Source organism: Methanoregula sp. PtaB.Bin085 (genome assembly GCF_002067035.1).
In the GTDB taxonomy this organism is placed as follows: domain Archaea; phylum Halobacteriota; class Methanomicrobia; order Methanomicrobiales; family Methanospirillaceae; genus Methanoregula.
Window position 1 is genome coordinate 115,009 of the sequence record NZ_MVQB01000013.1, and the last position, 16,783, is coordinate 131,791.

Consider the following 16,783-nt stretch of genomic DNA (forward strand, 5'->3'; position numbering starts at 1 on the left):
CCGTTCATTCGTGCATCCCTGCCGTATTTCCGGCAGGATCCCGTGCTTTTTAATACGTAATGACCCAGTACTTTTGTGGAAAAAGGGGATATTCTGACGGTTGCCGGCGGGCTTGTCCTCGTGCTTATCCTGGCACTGATAGTAAATCCCCAGACTATAACCGGTTTTACTTCTCCTGTTGCTGGCAGGACGTCTCTTCCAACGACAGAGCCGCTTCCACTGCCAACGATCCAGAAATCCATACCAACAACGACGGTGCAATCCCCAATAATTACAACAGTCTCGCCAAACATGCCATCCCGACCTGTCAGGATTCTCTATACAAATAAGCCGTTTACGTACCCTGTCGTAAAGCTCCCCGACCGGCTTGATATATACGGGGAGTCGGACATACGACGTCCTGGTCAGGATACGGTTACATTTGCATACCTTGAGGAATCCCGCGGGGGGCTGAGCCAGGTTTTTACGGTTCCATACCCGGTGTGGACCATGGATATCCGGGTCATTGATAACGTTACCCCGAGTGTAGCAAATTTCCGGATGGCTTTATGTTATGCTGCAAACGGAACCGTAATCGATGGTGTGGAACTTAATCATCCGGGAATGACATATAAAAAGATACAGACCTCAAATACTCCCCTGTACCTTATCATCAGCATGACGGATATCCAGGGGAGTCGGATCGATCTCCAGACATCCCGCGAGTACTTCGAACAATCCGAAGCACAAAAGAAAGAGATCCTGATACAACAATAACCGGATCTCCCTGCCTGGAGGATCAGACTTTCTCTACGGTAATCCGGATGCGATCGCCGGCTTTGAGGCAGTGCCCCTTGGGGATATCGATGTTAAACCAGAGTGCCCCCGGGTTGTCCTGCGTCGGGTCCTGCGACATCAGGCAGTCTTTTTTATCATTGATATCTGCCACGAACTCTATCGCTGACTCGAACTCCAGAATTTTTTCCATGATGAAAAAGAAGATGATATCAGATTGCCCGTGGAGTGACCATCCACGTTGTACTGTTCGAATAGCTCCACCGGATAATGGCAAGTTCCCTGCAGCTGTCGGCAAGGATAGCCATATTTGTCCCGACCTCTTTGGGTGATAATCCAAGGTCCTTTGCGATGTATTTTGACTTGAAGTAGTGTTTTCCCTTGGTTATACCGGAGTTGAGGTACTGGACAATCTTGTGCTGGGTGTCGTTATAAGTCTCACGTAATCGTTTCGTTGCTGACATGGTGTGCCTCAGCGCTTAAAAACTCATATAGATCAACTGCTATATATACATAACGGAAATTAGGGTCAAAATTACGGTCTTTTTTCTTTGTCTTGACCGTAATTTCGACCAGAAAGCATATATCAGGGATTTCCCGCTCCCTATTTGCCGGCTTGTTTACCGGAATACCGGGGCTGGGTATCCGGGCAAAAATTGAGGGTATTTTTCAAAAATACCCTCAATCAGAGGGATCTCTGTATGTCAGCCTCGGCGATTTTCTGGATCAGTGCTTCGAGAACCACATCGCGCATGCCTTCCACGAATTTTATGCTTCCGACAACAAGGTGCCCGCCGCCGCTGATTCCGCCGCCAGGGATCTCGTTATGGAGTTCCCGGACCATCCGCGGAATGTTCATGAGAACGCCCCGCGACCTGAGGACCGCGAAATCCGGACCAAAACCGATCGTGACAACCGGTTTTCCGGCATTCTGCCTGCAGAGACGGTCGTGTACTTCACCGGAGGTTTTTCCCGGGGGAGGGAACGTGAATTTGTGCGCATGGATCTCGACATCGATGAGGAACAGGTGGGCCTCGTTCTTCAGTACCCGTGGTACAACGTGGGGCATGCAGGCACTCATCTGGTCTTCGATCATGGTGTTTGCGCCGTCAACAAGGAGGCTGATGAGTTTTTTGTGACGTTCGGTATTGCCGTTAATGTTCAGGATATCCTTGACGATCTCCCGCCCGTCGTTGAACCGGAGCCAGAACTGTTCGTAATCAAGGGCAAGGGCAATATCCTTGCATGCCTCTTCCGTGTACTGGTCCCTGATGAGCTCGAGGAAAAGCTTGCGTTCAGGAGCTTCGCTCCGGTCTCCGACACCGGCAACGGCCGGAAGATGGCGGATGAGCGGTTCAACCTTCGGGTTGATGAGCCGTGCGACTTCCGTTCCCAGCATACCGGCTGTAATGCCGAAATCTCCTCCAACATGATAGGGATTGACATGGGCCTGGAGATACTTGTCGATGGTGCCATCCGGGTGGTGGTGGTCGATGACCACGAACGGTATGTCGTACACGCTGGCAATCTTATAAGCCGGTTCATCCTCTTCTGTCGATCCGTTGTCGGTGAGGAGCACGAGCGGCATCTTCTGTCCGTAGCGGACATGGTCCTTGGTTGAGAAATCCAGATCCCGGGTGATGTCCTCGATCTCGTAGAACGGTGCCTTTGAGGGGGCCCGCTTGAACAGGAAATAATCCGCATCGAAGTCCCCGCCACTCTCACGGATCAACCCGACAACTGCCTGCTCAATGGCGACGGCAGAACAGATTCCGTCCGCATCCGCGTGGTGACGCAGGATTATTGGCTGGGAGGTGAATACAGCCTTCCGTATGATCTTTGCGACCTTCCGCATCTCAGGCCGGAGCCTTTCAAGCACGTCGCTCTTCACCAGAAGGGGAATTTCCTTCGGTTCCGATCGGATATCCAGTGCCTGCTCGATCCGATCCCGTACCGTTGCCGCAAGATCTTCGGAGAGGATCGTGAGCATGTCTGCTTCGATCTGGAGCTGGTTGTTCCGCATCATCACCTCGCCGATTATCTTGACGATGTCCCCCAGTTCGGCATCCGGGTATGCCCGCACCCCCGCTTCGACAAAAGCAGCAACGTTCTGGGTACCTGTCTCATCGACAATGGTAAAGATTGTCGGACCACTGGTCTGTTTGATCTGGGCGATCTCCCCTTCAATGGCAACAGTCCTGCCGACTTTTCCGGAGAGGTCGGCGATCCTGACCGTGGTCGATTTCCGTTCAACGTTCTGGACCTGGTAGACCTGAATGGTTACTTCTTCGAGATCGATGTTGCCGTTGGGACGGATCTGGCGGACCCTGACAAGAATGGAATCCCTCTCCTTGTGGTCGCTTTTCATATTGCTCTTGTGCACAAGGCCCTTGATCCGGTCATTCATCTGGACGAACATGCCGAAATTGGCAAAACCCTGGACCCTGCCCTGGTAGATACTGCCTTCAACAACATCGGCAAGGTCACATCCCGCTCCCAGCCGGTAGACAAGAACATCGTTTTCGTCGTTATTTTGCATTGTCTTCACTCCACACACAAGCGTTCGTGCATATTGTTGCGATATGGTATTGGTATCGTCAACCCTACGCGGTATTGATACTGTGCTGTATGATCATGAATGGGCGTCCTCAGGTAAAATATGCTTGTTATAAATACACGCGGCATTCAGGCCGTTCGGTCAGTCCCTGTACGGGATCTCGACCATATCCCGGTCGTCCGGGGCCAGAACCGGGCCGGCAAATGCGGATTTCGCATCGCTGATGTGCGCCTGGGCATCAGGGTACCGTGAACTTGTGTGGATAAGGACGAGTGTCCTGGCATTCAGTACGGTTGCGGCTTCGCCAGCCTGTCGTGCAGTTGCATGATAAAATTCTGCTCCCCGTTCCGCTTCCGATTCGTCATAGGTGGCATCGTGGATAAGGAGATCTGCATCGCGGGCTATGTCCCTGATGCGATCATGGATCGCCCGGGTATCTCCGGTATAGACAATCTTGCGACCCGGCCTGGCGGATCCCATTACCTGTTCCGGCCGGATCTCCCTCGCGGACTCTCCGGCTCCGAGTCGTATGGTCTCTCCCCGCTGGAGTCTGCCAAACAGCGGACCCGGCGGAACACCAAGGGCAATTGCCTCTTCGCGGTTGAAACGTCCCGGTCGGGGATCCTCTTCAAGGACATACCCAAGGGCGGGCATACCATGGCTGACGGCAAATGCTGTAACCGTGTACCCGTCAAATCGTACCCAAGAACCGGCTGCCAGTTCCACGGATTCCAGAGGGAACTTGAGGTTGAACCGTGCCACGGTTTTCAGGATACCGGTAAATTCATGGATCCCGTCAGGGCCATAGATGGTCAGAGGCTCCGTCCTCCCGTTGAAGGACATGGTCTGAACAAGGCCGAATATCCCAAGGAAATGGTCCGCATGCCAGTGCGTGACAAAGATCGCATTGACAGTGAATCCGCACCGGGAACGCATCATCTGCTGCTGCGCTCCCTCTCCGCAGTCAAAGAGTAACGTATCCGAACCGCGACGGATCATGATACAGGGCGGGTTGCGCTGAGGGGTTGGCAACGCTCCGGCAGTCCCGAGGAAATATACCTGAAGTGTCTCACCGCTCAAGGAAAATCCCCCCGTGATTTTCTGGCATTTGTTTACGATGCACGGTGCTCATAGGAAATACCTCCGGATCATGCTGCGACTGGCCTTTGCCTCATCCAGAGACCGGCCTTCGACAACAATGACTCCCGAATACTGTGCAGCGATCTGCCGTCCGGTCTTTTCCCAGTTGATGGTTCCGGCTCCAAGCTGCAGGTGTTCGTCGGACACCCCGTGATTATCGTGGATATGGATATGGTTTGCACGCCCAACAAACGGGAGGAACCGGTCGACAATCCCGAGCGTGTTGGCATGGCCGAAGTCGAACGTCATGCCGATGCCGTCGATTCCTTCCGTCATGCCGATCAGTTCCTCCGGCTGCCGGCAGAGGAACTCCTTGAGGCTGATCATGTTCTCGAGACAGGCAAGGACGGAGTGCTCCTTTGCAGTTTTCCCGATCTGGCGGAGGGCCTCCTTCTGGAGGTCCCAGACCTTCTGGGGCATCATCTTGCCGATGGGGGAGATGTATCCCGGGTGGAAGGTGACCCGGTCGGTGATTCGCGAAGCGTGCTCGATGCAGGTGCTGATCTGCCGGATCGATTCCCTCCAAATCGGATCGTTGAGGGTCGCAAGGTTCAGGTCACCATACGGTGCATGAACGGTCACTCCGAGATTCGTGCTTGCGATGACCTCCTCGATCTTCGCAAAACAGGCAGGATTGTCGAGCCGGTAGTTGCCGTCACCGACTATCTCCCATCCTTCGTAGCCGGCGTCCTCGATCCCGTACACCCACGTGATATCGTCCCATACCTTCGACGACGACGAGAAATATGGTTTCAGGGTCATGGATCCCGTCCTATCTCTTCGAGCAGATCGCGGACGGCCCGCGTATATTCCCCGAGCGATCCCTCGTTGGCGATATGCCGGTCTGCGCTGTTCAGTGCCTTCAGAAGGCCCCACTTCTGTTCCCGTTCGTCACGGTTCCTGAGGGCTTCAGCTGAAGTGAAATCGTCGGACCTTGCCCGGGCTGTTATCCGGGCCAGCCGGGTGTCGAACGATGAATCGATGCTGATCAGGATGAAGCCGGGGAAATGGCGCCGGAAGAGCGACACTTCCGCGTCTCCGCGGATACCATCGACAAGCACGAGCGGCGCGGACTGCTTCCGGATCTCGGGAATGCACAGTTTCGCAATCGCGTCCATACCCCCCTCTGCACGAAGACGGTTTGCTGTGTCACCGAAGTTCGTATCGTTCGGCTCGAGTCCCTGCCGCTGTACCTCTCTCCGGATCATGTCCCCCATGACGATGACCGGGATACCCATTGCTGCAGCGATGTTCGAAAACTCGCCCTTGCCGCTTGCGGGAAGCCCGACCACGCCGATCACTTTCATAACAGGAACCTCCGGTTGAACAGGATCTCGCCGGTCTGGCGGGTGCGTATCCTCACGTCCCGCTTCAGAGTCTCGGCTATCCTCTCGATCTCTTCAAGAGTCATGGGAGTGTACTGCTGTATCAGGTTCTGTTTTCTGGAAATATATTCGGTCATGTTGACAACATCAGCTGTTACCATGGGGATTTTGTATTCCCCCTGCTGGAGTACCAGGGGAACATCGGGATTCTCATCCGAGATCTTCCTGATGTATTGTTCATTTTCCCGAAATACTGTAATAACAATCTCAAATTCGGCCAGCCGGCCTTCAGCGGATGCCTTTTTACAAAGAGCAATGGACTTTTTTATGTTCCTCTCATATTTTCCTCGGAGAAGGGCACATTCCGGCTCCCAGACCCCGGGCTCTTCCCACCGGGTCTTGTAGTCAATGGCGATCTTATCGGCAAGCCGTTCGCGGATCAAATTGTCAAGCGTGTCGGAGAAGAGGCCACTGGTCTGAATCCCAACGAGGAGCCCAATGTTCTTGGCGTCCCGTGCCAGGGCAACGAGGGCGTTTTTTTGGGCTGCCGGTTCTCCCCCGGAGAACATGACCCCGCTGATGAAAGGTGCCGATGTGCGGATCATGTCCATTATCTCCCCGGTATCGCGAAAATCCTCCCCGGTCTGGATAGCCTCGTTCTGGCAGTAGGAGCACCTGAGCGGGCAGCCGCGGAGGAACACTGTACATACTGCCTTTCCGCGCCAGTCAACGGTCGATAGCGAAACGAATCCACCGAAATTTACCCTGATACAGAACCACCGTGCCGGAATATTTTAGTACCGACATTATATGAGCGTATTGAACAGATGACCCTGATGCATGGGGTGTCGGGCACGGACCTGGAACACTGACCAAAAATGGGGGTATACAAGGATAGGTATCAGAATTTGAAGTGCCGGTTGACAATCTTGATGGCGCAGTAGTCCCCGCACATGGTGCATCCGTCAGTATCAGCTGGCATCCGCTCATCCCGGATAGCCTGGGCGCGGGCAGGATTCATCGCAACCGCGAACTGGCGGGCCCAGTCAAGGTCACGGCGGGCATGTCCCATCTCAAGATCGAGACCGCGGGTTTTCTTCAGCTTGATCATGTCTCCGACATGTGCAGCGATCCGTGAACTCATGACGCCTTCATACACCTCTTCGGGTGTGGGGAGGGCAAGATGTTCTGCAGGAGTGACATAACAGATAAAGTCAGCGCCGAGCGATGAAGAGATGGCAGCCCCGATAGCGGCAACGCGATCATCGTATCCGGGCGCGATGTCGGTAACAATGGGGCCGAGCATGTAGAATGGTTTGTTGTTCGTGACCTTCTTCATGAGCTGGACATTGGTTGCAATCTCGTCGATCGGAACATGGCCGGGACCTTCAACAATGACCTGCACGTTCTGCTTGTGTGCCTTGTCAGCAAGTTCCGCGTTTATGAGGAGTTCCTGGATGCCGGCCCGGTCGGTCGCATCATGGATTGCGCCTGCGCGCATTCCGTTGCCCATCGAGAGCGTGACCTCGTGCTCCTTCATGATCTCGAGAAGGTAGTCGAACTCGGAATAGAGCGGGTTTTCTTTTTCATTATGGAGCATCCATGCGGTCATGAAGGCACCGCCCCGCGAGACAAGTCCCGCGTGTCTCCCCTGGTTTTTCAGGCGCTTGACGGTCTCCCAGTTGATACCGGTGTGAATGGCCATGAAGTTCGTTCCCAGTTTTGCCTGTTCAGCTGTGATACGGAAGAGATCATCTTCCTTCATGTGGACAACAGCGCCATCTTTGACAGCAGCCTCGATGAAGGCCTGATACAGGGGAACACAGCCGACCGACAGCGTGGTATTGGCGATAACCTGTTTCCGGATTTCGATAAAATCTCCTCCTGTTGAGAGTTCCATCAGGGTATCGGCACCGGCGAGTTCTGCCTGCTTCGCCTTCTCGATCTCCTCCGGGATATTGACGATATCCGTCGATGTGCCGATGGACGCATTCACCTTGGTCCGGAGTCCTTCACCAATCCCGCAGATCTTCACCTTCCGATAGGGGGAGATTGGGATGACGATGTGTCCACCGGCAACGCTGCGCCGGACAAAGTCTTCGGTTACTCCTTCCTGCGCCGCAACAGTCCGCATCTCTTCAGTTACGATGCCCCGCTTGGCATCAGCAAGTATACTCATACCATACCCGTTGCGGCAAAGACAAGATAAAGGCTTGTTTTTCCGATTCTGGAATAAATCCGGCTTGTCTTCTTCACAAGTAAAGTTGGTTTGGAATAAGGAAAAATAAATTGAATTGCGGGATTCTGCCGCTACTTGCCATTTTATAATTTCTCAGCCCAACCCTAACATACTTGGGAATGTGTAACAATGACCGATGATGGCTTTCAGGAGGTTACTGTCAAGGAAGCCTCGCATGATGACGCCGGGAAGGGCATCGCACGTTTGAGTATTGAGGTGATGAAGGATCTCGATCTGGTTTCGGGCGATATCGTAGAGATCAGCGGAAAACGGAAGACGGCAGCAATCATCTGGCCGGGGTTCGCCCAGGACACCGGTTACCGCATTCTCCGGATTGACGGTAACCTGCGGGGCAATGCCGGGATTGCGATTGACGATAAGGTTCAGATCCGCAAGACAAAGGCATTCTATGCCAAAAAAATCACTCTTCAGCCTACCCAGCCGCTGCGCCTCGTGGGAGGCGACCAGTACCTCTCCCGCCTGCTCCGGGGCAGATCAGTGATCGAAGGTCAGATTATACGGATCGACGTCATCGGCAACTCGATCAACCTGGTCGTTACCCGGGTCGATCCGAAGGGAATCGTCATTGTTACTGACAACACAGAGATCGAACTCAGGGAGGAACCGTACAGCACAGAAGAGAAGAAACAGGAACCGACGGGTGTCCATTACGAGGATATTGGAGGCCTCGGCCGGGAGCTCCAGCTGGTCCGTGAAGTGATCGAGTTGCCCCTTCGTCATCCCGAGATCTTTGAGAAACTGGGGATCCAGCCCCCCCGCGGTGTCCTGTTCGTGGGCCCCCCGGGAACCGGCAAGACCCTTATTGCCAAGGCGGTTGCCGACGAGGTTGATGCCCATTTCATCTCGATCTCGGGGCCTGAGATTGTCAGTAAATATTACGGCGACAGCGAAAAGGCTCTTCGGGATAAATTTCACGAGGCTGACGAGAACGCCCCGTCGGTCATCTTTATCGATGAAATCGATTCCATTGCACCGAAGCGGGAGGACGTCCACGGGGAGGTTGAGCGCCGGGTGGTTGCGCAGCTCCTTGCACTCATGGACGGGCTGACGAAACGCGGGCAGGTAATCGTCATTGCCGCGACGAACCTTCCCAACTCCCTGGATCCAGCCCTGCGGAGGGGTGGCAGGTTTGATCGGGAGATCGAGATCGGAATACCGGATAAGAAAGGCCGGCTCGAGATCTTCCAGATCCATACACGGGGTGTTCCCCTGGGCAACGATGTAGACCTCGATTATTTTGCTGAAACGACCTTCGGTTTCGTTGGAGCAGATATCGCCCTCTTCGTCAAGGAAGCGGCTATGAACGCAATCCGTAAGATCATCCCGCTGATTGATATTAACAAGGAGATCCCGGGCGAGGTGATCGACCAGCTGAAACTGACAAAGGCCGATTTTGATGCTGCACGCCGGGTTGTTCAGCCGAGCGCCCTTCGGGATGTCCTCATCGAGATACCGGAAGTACCCTGGGAGGATATCGGGGGGCTCGACGAGGTCAAGGAGGTCCTGGTCCGGAACATCGAAGGCCGGTTGAAATATTCCGGCATCTTCGAAACTCTCCGGTTCAGGCCCCCTAAGGGTATTCTGTTATTTGGCCCTCCGGGAACGGGAAAAACCCTTCTGGTTAAAGGTATTGCTGCCAAGCGTCAGATGAACTTCATCTCGATCAAAGGCCCGGAGCTGCTCTCCAAGGGAGTCGGGGATTCGGAGAAACATGTTCGGGAGGCATTCCGGAAGGCCCGGCAGTCCGCACCGTGTATCCTCTTCTTCGACGAGATCGACGCGCTCTTCCCGAAGCGGGGATCCTTTGAGGACTCCACCCATGTGACGGAGAGCGTGATGAGCCAGTTCCTGACCGAACTGGATGGTGTGGAGGAACTCAAAGAGATCATCGTCATAGGCGCCACCAACCGGCCCGATCTGCTCGATCCTGCTCTTCTGCGGCCAGGAAGGCTTGAGCAGCATCTTTATATTCCCCCTCCCGATGAGGCAGCCCGACAATCCATTCTCGGTATTTACCTGAGGGATCTCGAAGCTTACTTGGATCCGGAAATTCGAATCGAGGACCTTGCCCGGAGGACGCGATATTTTGTCGGTGCGGATCTCGAGGCGCTGGTCAGGGAGGTTAAAGCACAGCTCGTGGATGAACTCATCAGAATGGGCGGGGATGATTCGTCCCTCAGGGTGACCGGCCGCCACCTGGAGGCAGCCCTCGATTCCATGAAGGGATCGCTCGACAGTGCTGATTTTGAACGGCATGAGGAGATGTCCTGGAATCTGCTGTACAGCAGGGGGAAACGCGAGATCCTGCATCAGGCTTCCGGCCTTGTCAGGCAGGCAGAGATACTAAGAAGCACGGGTACCCTCCCTCCTGCCACAGAAACGCTTGCCAATTCCGTAAAGGAACAGCTGTACTCTGCGAAGAAATCATTCGAAGCCCTCCAGCGTGATTCGGCAGAACTGCGCCATCTGCTGTCCGCCGGACCACTCAAACTATCTTCCCGATAATCCCCTTCCTCTCCAACCGCCCCGAACAAATAATTTATATACTTGACTATACTAACCTAAAGTAAATCATCGGGCCTGCCCGGGGAAGATACCGTTCCCGGGATAGATTCCGGCAGCGACCCGGAGGGGGAAACGCATGAACTTCAATAACTTCACGATAAAATCCCAGGAAGCCGTCCAGAAAGCAACGGAGATTGCTGCGGCGCAGCAGAATCAGGCTGTCGAGACGTCCCATATCCTGAAGGGTATGCTGATGGTGGATGAGAACGTCATCCCGTATCTTCTCAAAAAGCTGCAGGTGAATCTCGATGTCTTTATGCCGGCGCTCGATCGCCTGATCGGGGCGCTGCCCCGGGTCAGTGGCGGGGAGCAGTTCCTTTCACGGGAAGCTACCAAAGCCCTGCAGAAGGCAACGGCCCTCTCCCAGGAGTTCCATGACGAATTCGTCTCGCTCGAGCACCTCCTCCTCGCCGTCTATTCCATCAATGACAACACCTCGCGGCTGCTGAAGGAGAACGGGGTGACCGAGAAAGACCTGCGGGCGGCCATCACACAGCTGCGCAGGGGTTCGACAGTTCACAGCCAGGACCCTGAAGCGACCTACAACGCCCTGGATAAATATTCCCGGAACCTCAACGATCTCGCCCGGAACGGGAAACTCGATCCGGTGATCGGGCGCGATGAGGAGATCCGGCGCGTGCTCCAGATACTCTCCCGGAGGACGAAGAACAATCCTATCCTCATTGGCGAACCCGGTGTAGGAAAGACTGCGATTGCCGAGGGTATCGCTTACCGGATCATCGATGAGGATGTCCCGGACAACCTGAAAACCAAACAGATCTACTCCCTTGACATGGGGGCACTGATTGCCGGGGCGAAATTCAAGGGGGAGTTCGAGGAGCGGCTCAAGGCCGTGATCAAGGAAGTGATTGGTGCCGAGGGGGAAATAATCCTCTTCATCGACGAGATCCATACCCTAGTCGGGGCAGGCGCCGGTGAGGGCGCCATGGATGCCGCCAATATCCTCAAGCCGGCACTCTCGAGGGGGGAGCTGCATGTCGTCGGCGCAACAACACTGAAGGAATATCAGAAGTACTTCGAGAAGGACAAGGCGCTCGAGCGGCGTTTCCAGCCCGTGATGGTCAACGAGCCCGACGCCCAGGACGCCATCTCCATCCTCAGGGGCATCAAAGAGCGGTACGAGACCCATCACCACGTCCGGATTAAGGACGAGGCCATAATCGCAGCCGTCGAATTATCGCAGCGATACATATCAGACCGGTTCCTCCCGGACAAGGCGATCGACCTGATCGATGAAGCAGCAGCGAAACTCCGTCTCGAGATAAACTCTGTGCCTGAGGAACTGGAGACGATTGAACGGAGAATCCGTCAGCTGGAGATCGAGCGGGAGGCGATAAAAAGGGAGAAGGACCAGCAGAAGCTGACAAGCCTTAACAGCGAGATCGGAAACCTCACTGAGGAACGTAACCGCCTCAAGGCCAAGTGGCAGGCAGAGAAGGACCTTGTCGAGCAGATCCAGTCCAGGAAGAACGAGATCGAGAACCTGAAATTCGAGGCTGATCGCGCCGAGCGCGATGGAGAACTCGGGAAGGTGGCGGAGATCCGCTACGGCCGTATCCCCGATATGGAGAAGGCCATCGCATCCCTGAAGGAGAAGCTGACTGTGCTCCAGAAGGACTCCGCGATGGTGAACGAGGAGGTTGACGCCGAGGAGATTGCCGCGGTGGTCTCACGCTGGACCGGTATCCCGGTCAGCCGTATGCTTCAGAGCGAGCGGGAGAAACTGCTCAGCCTCGAGGCCGAATTGCATAAACGGGTTGTCGGGCAGGATGAAGCGATCGCGGCAGTTGCCAATGCTATCCGTCGGAGCCGGGCCGGGCTGCAGGATGCAAAGCGCCCGATCGGTTCGTTCCTCTTCCTTGGGACGACTGGCGTGGGGAAGACTGAGCTTGCCAAAGCGCTGGCGGAATTCCTGTTCAGCTCCGAGAACAGCACGGTCCGCATCGATATGTCGGAGTATCAGGAGCGCCACACCGTGTCGCGCCTGGTCGGCGCCCCCCCGGGCTACGTGGGATATGACGAGAGCGGGCAGCTGACGGAAGCGGTCCGCCGGAAACCCTATTCCGTTGTACTGCTTGACGAGATCGAAAAGGCTCACCCGGATGTCTTCAACATCCTTCTGCAGGTTCTTGATGACGGGCGCCTGACCGACAACAAGGGTCGGACCGTGGATTTCAAGAATACCGTTATCATCATGACCTCCAACATCGGATCATCCCTCATCCAGGAGAACCTCGAGCATGTCACCGACAGGAACCGCGACGAGCTGTTCGATCGGACCCGTGTGCAGGTTTTCGATCTGCTTAAAAAGACCCTGCGGCCCGAGTTCCTCAACCGGATCGACGAAGTCATCATGTTCAAGCCTCTCACGAAAGATGAAATCCGTACCGTGGTCGGACTCCAGATCGACGTGATCCGGAAGATGCTGGCAAAGAACGAGATCCGGCTCGAGGCCACGAAGAAGGCGATCGGCTTCATCGCAGAGCGCGGCTTTGATCCCCAGTTCGGCGCCCGGCCCATCAAGCGGCTGATCCAGAGGAACCTCCTGAATGATCTTTCACGGATGATCCTTGAAGGAAAAGTACATAAGGAGAAGGGGATAGTCGTTGATGAGAAGGATGGATCCCTCGTCTTCAGGAACGCATGACACGTTCGCGGGGAAGGCGTGCACAGGAGAAAAGGGAGGTACAACGGTGGAAGACATTGAACAGCTGAAAAAGGATCTCGAGGAGAAGACCCGGCTGGCAGACGAACGGCTCAGCCAGCTCAGGTACCTCCAGGCCGACTTCGATAACTTCCGCAAATGGAGCGCGAAGGAAAAGGAAACGATAACCAGCCTTGCAAACGAGAAGCTCGTCAGCGATCTTCTCGTCATTCTCGACGATTTCGAGCGGGCCCTGCCATCGATAGGGCAGGAGAAGAACCGGGAGGGAGTGGAGATGATCCATAAGAAACTGGTGAAGATCCTCTCGGATTACGGGCTGCAGCCGATCGCGTGCGTCGGAAAACGGTTCGATCCGCGTTTCCACGAGGTGTTATGTACAGAGAAATGTGACAGCGAGCCGGACACGATCACCGAAGAGATCGGGAAAGGGTACCAGCTGAAATCCAAGGTCATCCGACCTTCCCGGGTAAAGATTGCAGAACATGTTCCAGTCAGTGAAGGTGAGAACCATGAGTAAGGAAAAAATTATCGGAATCGATCTGGGTACTTCGAACAGCGAGGCTGCCGTCATGGTTGGCGGCAAGCCGACGATCATCCCGTCCGCAGAGGGGGCAACCGTTGCCGGCAAAATGTTCCCCTCGTATGTGGCATTCACGCAGGACGGGCAGCTTCTCGTTGGGGAACCTGCACGGAGGCAGGCCGTGAGCAACCCGGCAGGGACCATCACTGCTGCGAAGCGGAAGATGGGAACGGACCACGTATACAGAATCTACAACAAGGAGTACACACCGCAGCAGATCTCGGCGTTTATCCTCCAGAAGATCAAACGCGATGCTGAGGCGTTCCTGGGAGAGAAGGTGACAAAGGCAGTCATCACGGTACCGGCATACTTCAACGACAACCAGCGGACTGCGACGAAGGATGCGGGAAAGATCGCCGGCCTTGATGTAGTACGGCTGGTCAACGAGCCTACCGCGGCGTCCATGGCATACGGTCTGGACCGGGGTGGCGAGTATAAAATCCTGGTCTTTGACCTGGGCGGGGGCACGCTGGATGTCACTATCATGGAGTTCGGCGGAGGGACCTTTACCGTGCTTGCGACCTCTGGCGATACCCAGCTTGGCGGCACGGACATGGACAATGCCGTGTTCGACTGGATCGCCGATGAGTTTAAAAAACAGGAAGGCATCGATCTCCGGGCCGACAAGATGGCGGTCAATCGTGTCAGGGAAGCTGCCGAGAAGGCGAAGATCGAGCTCTCTACCGTCATGGAGACTGAGATTAACCTCCCATACGTATCAGCAACACAGACAGGCCCCAAGCACCTCAACATCAAACTCTCGCGCTCGAAACTCGAGCAGTTGATCGATCCGATCATCAGGAGGTGTATAAAACCGTTCGAGCAGGCGCTGAAAGATGCGAACCTTACCAAGGACGATATCCAGAAGGTTATCCTTGTCGGAGGACCAACGCGGATGCCCATTGTCCAGAAATTTATCGAGGATCATGTCGGAAAGAAGACCGAGCGTGGTATCGACCCGATGGAATGTGTGGCCATGGGTGCGGCCATCCAGGGCGGGATTCTCGGTGGCGAGATCAAGGACATGGTGCTCCTTGATGTCACCCCCCTGACTCTTGGGCTCGAGACTCTTGGCGGTGTCCGGACCCCCTTGATCGATCGGAACACAACCATCCCGACCAAAAAGAGCCAGATCTTTTCGACCGCGGCGGACATGCAGACTTCGGTCACGATCCACGTCCTGCAGGGGGAACGGCCCATGGCAGCCGATAACGTGAGCCTTGGCCAGTTCAACCTTGTAGGGCTTCCACCGGCCCCGCGGGGAGTACCCCAGATTGAGGTAACCTTCGACATCGATGCATCGGGAATCCTGAACGTATCCGCCAAGGATCTCGGTACCGGCAAGGAGCAGAAGATGACCATTACCGCATCGACCAAGTTGTCCGAGGCTGATGTCCGGAAGATGGTAGACCAGGCAAAGGAGTTCGAGGAGCAGGACAAGCAGAAGAAAGAGGAGGTCGAGAGCCGGAATATCGCGGACTCCCTGGTCTATACCGCGGAGAAGACCAGGAGCGATCTCGCGGACAAACTGAGCCCCGAGATGACAGAACGGCTGAACGGTGCGATCACTGCCGCAAAGGCAGCTCTCGACGGTAAAGATCTCTCCGTTATCAAATCAGAGACAGAGAAGCTCCAGAAAGTCCTGTCCGAGGCAGGGTCCGCCGCGTATCAGGAGGCTGCAAAGCGGCAGGCGCAGCAGCAGGCCTCCTCCTCCGGTACCGAAACCTCGTCACAGGGCTCCGCCTCTCCGGGCGGCGAGAACGTCGTTGATGCGGATTTCAAGGTAAAGGACGAAAAATAATTATTCCCAAACCACTATGGCGGCACGCGACTACTACGAGATCCTCGGCGTCAAACGGGATGCCTCCGCGGACGACCTGAAGAAGGCCTTCAGGCACCTTGCCCGGAAATATCATCCGGACCTGAACAAGGGGAGCAGGGAAGCGGAGGAAAAATTCAAGGAGATCAACGAGGCCTACCAGGTCCTGAGCGATCCCCAGAAAAAAGCCCAGTACGACCATGGGGGGCATGTCGAGTTCACCCCCGGCGATACAGCAGGATACCGGCCGCCCAGTTATGAGGACCTTTTCCGGGATTACGGTCTCGGCGATATCTTCAACGCATTCTCCGGGGGATCCCGGAGGATGCAGCGAGCCGGGGCGGATCTCCGGTACGACATCGAGATAACCCTCTCCGATGCATTTTACGGCACGAAGAACACTGTCTCGGTCCCGCATGACTCAGTCTGCGGAACCTGCCACGGGACCGGCGCGGAACCCGGTCATATCCGTGACTGCCCAGCATGTCATGGTACCGGGGAAATCCGCAACCCGCAGAAAGTGGGAAACCGAAAGGTTATGAGCATCAGCCAGTGCCCTGACTGCGGAGGCAGCGGCAGGATCATTGATATGCCCTGCCGGGCCTGCAGCGGATCGGGAATGGTTCAGAAAATGCGACGGATCGAGGTGACGATCCCGCGGGGAGTCGAGGACGGGCAGTTCCTGCGTATTGCAGGTGAAGGGGAACCCGGTGAGAACGGGGGCACACCCGGGGACCTTTACGTGGTCGTCCATGTCAGGAAGCACGACATCTTCGAGCGGCAGGGCGCCGATCTGAATACCACCGCGGTGGTCGGGCTGATGACCGCGCTTCTGGGGGGGGAGATAACTGTCCCGACGATCACCGGGAGCGCGTCCCTGAAAATCCCCCGTGGGACGCAGAGCCATACCATATTCCGCCTCCGCGGCCAGGGAATGCCATCTCTGAGTTCAAAGGGCCGGGGGGATCTCCTCGTCAGGGTGATTGTGAAGATCCCCCCCAGGTTGAGTGGGAAACAGGAGGAGCTGCTGAGGGAAGCGTTCGAGGGAATCCCTGCAGATTGACGAAAAAACCCGAT

At 55.5% G+C, this 16,783-nt stretch carries 14 protein-coding genes; 6 read left to right on the forward strand and 8 right to left on the reverse strand.

Annotated features, from left to right (window positions below):
• The first annotated feature begins 75 nt into the window (after positions 1-75).
• Entirely contained in the window at positions 76-756 is a 681-nt protein-coding gene (locus A4E33_RS01300; RefSeq protein ID WP_292345676.1) for a hypothetical protein, read from the forward strand.
• A 22-nt stretch (positions 757-778) separates the two neighbouring features.
• On the opposite strand, the gene A4E33_RS01305 is transcribed toward A4E33_RS01300, so the two are convergent.
• The 8 genes from A4E33_RS01305 to thiC all read right to left on the reverse strand — a co-directional run bounded on the left by A4E33_RS01305 (position 779) and on the right by thiC (position 7,975).
• Positions 779-967 (reverse strand): hypothetical protein, encoded by a 189-nt coding sequence (locus tag A4E33_RS01305; RefSeq protein WP_292345677.1) that lies wholly within the window; start codon positions 965-967, stop codon positions 779-781.
• A gap of 19 nt (positions 968-986) precedes the next feature.
• The gene (locus A4E33_RS01310) at positions 987-1,238 is read right to left on the reverse strand and encodes a hypothetical protein (RefSeq protein WP_292345679.1); all 252 of its coding nucleotides are present in this window, start codon (positions 1,236-1,238) and stop codon (positions 987-989) included.
• 221 nt (positions 1,239-1,459) lie between these two features.
• Positions 1,460-3,313 carry a DHH family phosphoesterase gene (locus A4E33_RS01315; protein WP_292345681.1) on the reverse strand — a complete coding sequence of 618 codons (1,854 nt, stop codon included), beginning with the start codon at positions 3,311-3,313 and terminating at the stop codon, positions 1,460-1,462.
• A gap of 159 nt (positions 3,314-3,472) precedes the next feature.
• Positions 3,473-4,411 (reverse strand): ribonuclease Z, encoded by a 939-nt coding sequence (gene rnz / locus A4E33_RS01320; protein ID WP_292345683.1) that lies wholly within the window; start codon positions 4,409-4,411, stop codon positions 3,473-3,475.
• 48 nt (positions 4,412-4,459) lie between these two features.
• Positions 4,460-5,233, reverse strand: coding sequence for a sugar phosphate isomerase/epimerase family protein (locus A4E33_RS01325; protein ID WP_292345686.1), 774 nt, complete (start codon positions 5,231-5,233; stop codon positions 4,460-4,462).
• The gene (locus A4E33_RS01330; RefSeq protein ID WP_292345688.1) at positions 5,230-5,778 is read right to left on the reverse strand and encodes an AAA family ATPase; all 549 of its coding nucleotides are present in this window, start codon (positions 5,776-5,778) and stop codon (positions 5,230-5,232) included. The genes A4E33_RS01325 and A4E33_RS01330 overlap by 4 nt, the downstream gene beginning before the upstream one ends.
• Positions 5,775-6,497: a radical SAM protein gene (locus A4E33_RS01335; protein WP_292345690.1), complete on the reverse strand. Its 723-nt coding sequence runs from the start codon at positions 6,495-6,497 to the stop codon at positions 5,775-5,777. The genes A4E33_RS01330 and A4E33_RS01335 overlap by 4 nt, the downstream gene beginning before the upstream one ends.
• Positions 6,498-6,697: 200 nt before the next feature.
• Positions 6,698-7,975 carry a phosphomethylpyrimidine synthase ThiC gene (gene thiC / locus A4E33_RS01340; protein WP_292345692.1) on the reverse strand — a complete coding sequence of 426 codons (1,278 nt, stop codon included), beginning with the start codon at positions 7,973-7,975 and terminating at the stop codon, positions 6,698-6,700.
• Between the two features lie 189 nt (positions 7,976-8,164).
• Between thiC and A4E33_RS01345 the strand changes: the two genes are divergently transcribed.
• From A4E33_RS01345 to dnaJ, 5 genes are all read left to right on the forward strand, one after another.
• A complete protein-coding gene (locus A4E33_RS01345; RefSeq protein ID WP_292345694.1) occupies positions 8,165-10,561 on the forward strand; it encodes a CDC48 family AAA ATPase in 2,397 nt (798 codons plus the stop codon).
• 136 nt (positions 10,562-10,697) lie between these two features.
• Entirely contained in the window at positions 10,698-13,289 is a 2,592-nt protein-coding gene (gene clpB, locus A4E33_RS01350; protein ID WP_292345696.1) for an ATP-dependent chaperone ClpB, read from the forward strand.
• Between the two features lie 46 nt (positions 13,290-13,335).
• The gene (locus tag A4E33_RS01355; protein ID WP_292345697.1) at positions 13,336-13,824 is read left to right on the forward strand and encodes a nucleotide exchange factor GrpE; all 489 of its coding nucleotides are present in this window, start codon (positions 13,336-13,338) and stop codon (positions 13,822-13,824) included.
• The gene (gene dnaK, locus A4E33_RS01360) at positions 13,817-15,688 is read left to right on the forward strand and encodes a molecular chaperone DnaK (RefSeq protein ID WP_292345698.1); all 1,872 of its coding nucleotides are present in this window, start codon (positions 13,817-13,819) and stop codon (positions 15,686-15,688) included. The genes A4E33_RS01355 and dnaK overlap by 8 nt, the downstream gene beginning before the upstream one ends.
• A 16-nt stretch (positions 15,689-15,704) precedes the next feature.
• Entirely contained in the window at positions 15,705-16,769 is a 1,065-nt protein-coding gene (gene dnaJ, locus A4E33_RS01365; RefSeq protein ID WP_292345700.1) for a molecular chaperone DnaJ, read from the forward strand.
• Positions 16,770-16,783 lie beyond the last annotated feature (14 nt).